The 1,583-nt window shown below is 71.0% G+C and carries 1 protein-coding gene; it reads right to left on the bottom strand.

Translation table 11 applies throughout. The annotated features are described in order from the left end of the window. Positions 1 to 24 precede the first annotated feature (24 nt). Complete coding sequence (locus ACIPIA_RS15935) at positions 25 to 1,578, bottom strand: YifB family Mg chelatase-like AAA ATPase (RefSeq protein WP_400510949.1); 1,554 nt, start codon at positions 1,576 to 1,578, stop codon at positions 25 to 27. Positions 1,579 to 1,583 lie beyond the last annotated feature (5 nt).

Below are 1,583 nucleotides of genomic sequence, written 5' to 3'. Positions count from 1 at the left end.
GTGACGATCGATTAAGGTAACCGATCAGGCGGCCTGAACAAGCTGTTCCCCGCGCGAGCGATAGGACAGCGCTTCCGCCAGATGCAGGCGCCCGACCTTGGCTTCGCCATCGAGGTCCGCGAGCGTACGGGCGACCTTGAGCACGCGGTGATAGGCCCGCGCCGTGAGCCGCATCGCCTCTGCCGCCTCGCGCAACAAGGCCAGGCCTGCATTGTCCGGCCGCGCGATCTCCTCCAGGACGGGCACAGGACAGGCGGCATTGGTGGCGGCGTGCCCCAGCCCGCGCTCGGCCAGCCGCAGCGCCTCGAAGCGCGCGCCCTGCTGCCGACGCGCCGCGGCGACCCGGGCGGCCACCGTGGCGGAATCCTCCCCCGCCGCGGGGAGGATGAGATCGGCGGCCGTGACGGCGGGAATGTCGATCGCGATATCGATCCGATCGAGCAGCGGGCCGGACAGCCTCGCCTGGTACTGCGCCATGCAGCGCTCGTTCGGCTGACGCCGGCAGGCGAAGCCCGGTTCCGTAGCCTTGCCGCAGCGACACGGATTCATCGCCGCCACCAGCTGGAAACGCGCGGGATAGGTCACGCGGTGATTGGCGCGGGAGATCAGCACGTCGCCGGTCTCCATCGGCTGGCGGAGCGCATCCAGCACCTGCGGCTGGAACTCGGGCAGTTCGTCGAGGAAGAGCACGCCATGGTGCGCGAGCGAGACCTCGCCCGGCCGCGCATGCAGGCCACCGCCAACCAGAGCTGCCATCGAGGCCGAGTGATGCGGTGCCCGAAAGGGGCGACGGTCGGTGAGCGCGCCATCGGCGAGATGGCCGGCGACCGAAAGCACCATCGACACCTCCAGCAGCTCGCGCGGCGACAGCGGTGGCAGGATCGAGGGCAAGCGGCTCGCCAGCATCGACTTGCCGGCTCCCGGCGGGCCGTTCATCAGCAGATTGTGCCCGCCCGCGGCTGCGATCTCGAGCGCGCGGCGCGCGCTCTCCTGCCCCTTGATGTCGACGAGATCGGGCAGGAGCCCGGCCTGCCGCGCCACGGCCGGCTCAGGCCGTGCCATCACCTGCGTGCCCTTGAAGTGGTTGGCGAGCTGGATCAGCGAGCGCGGCGCGAGGATGTCGATATCGGCGGCGGCCCATGCCGCTTCCGGGCCGGAGGCAAAGGGACAGATCAGGCCTTGCCCCTTGGCATAGGCCGCAATCGCGGCCGGCAGGACGCCGGCCACCGGCGCGATCGAGCCGTCGAGCGCGAGCTCCCCCAGCACGACATAGCCGGCGAGCGCATCGGCCGGGATCGCGCCGATCGCCGCCATGACGGCGAGTGCGATCGGCAAGTCGTAATGGCTGCCTTCCTTCGGCAGGTCGGCCGGTGCCAGATTGACGGTGATGCGCTTGGCCGGCAGGGCGAGCCCGGAGGCGATGAGCGCAGCGCGGACGCGCTCCCGGCTCTCGGCCACCGCCTTGTCGGGCAGCCCCACCAGGATGAACGCGACGCCGCCGGCGGCGACCTGCACCTGAACATCGACGGCGCGTGCCTCCACGCCCTCGAACGCCACGGTCGCTACTCGCGTCACCATCTTGG

Origin of the sequence: Allobosea sp. CER48, assembly GCF_044752385.1 — a bacterium.
Lineage (GTDB): Bacteria > Pseudomonadota > Alphaproteobacteria > Rhizobiales > Beijerinckiaceae > Allobosea.
The sequence above is the reverse complement of the archived record's forward strand: the minus strand, read 5'-3'. Positions and strand labels throughout refer to the sequence as shown.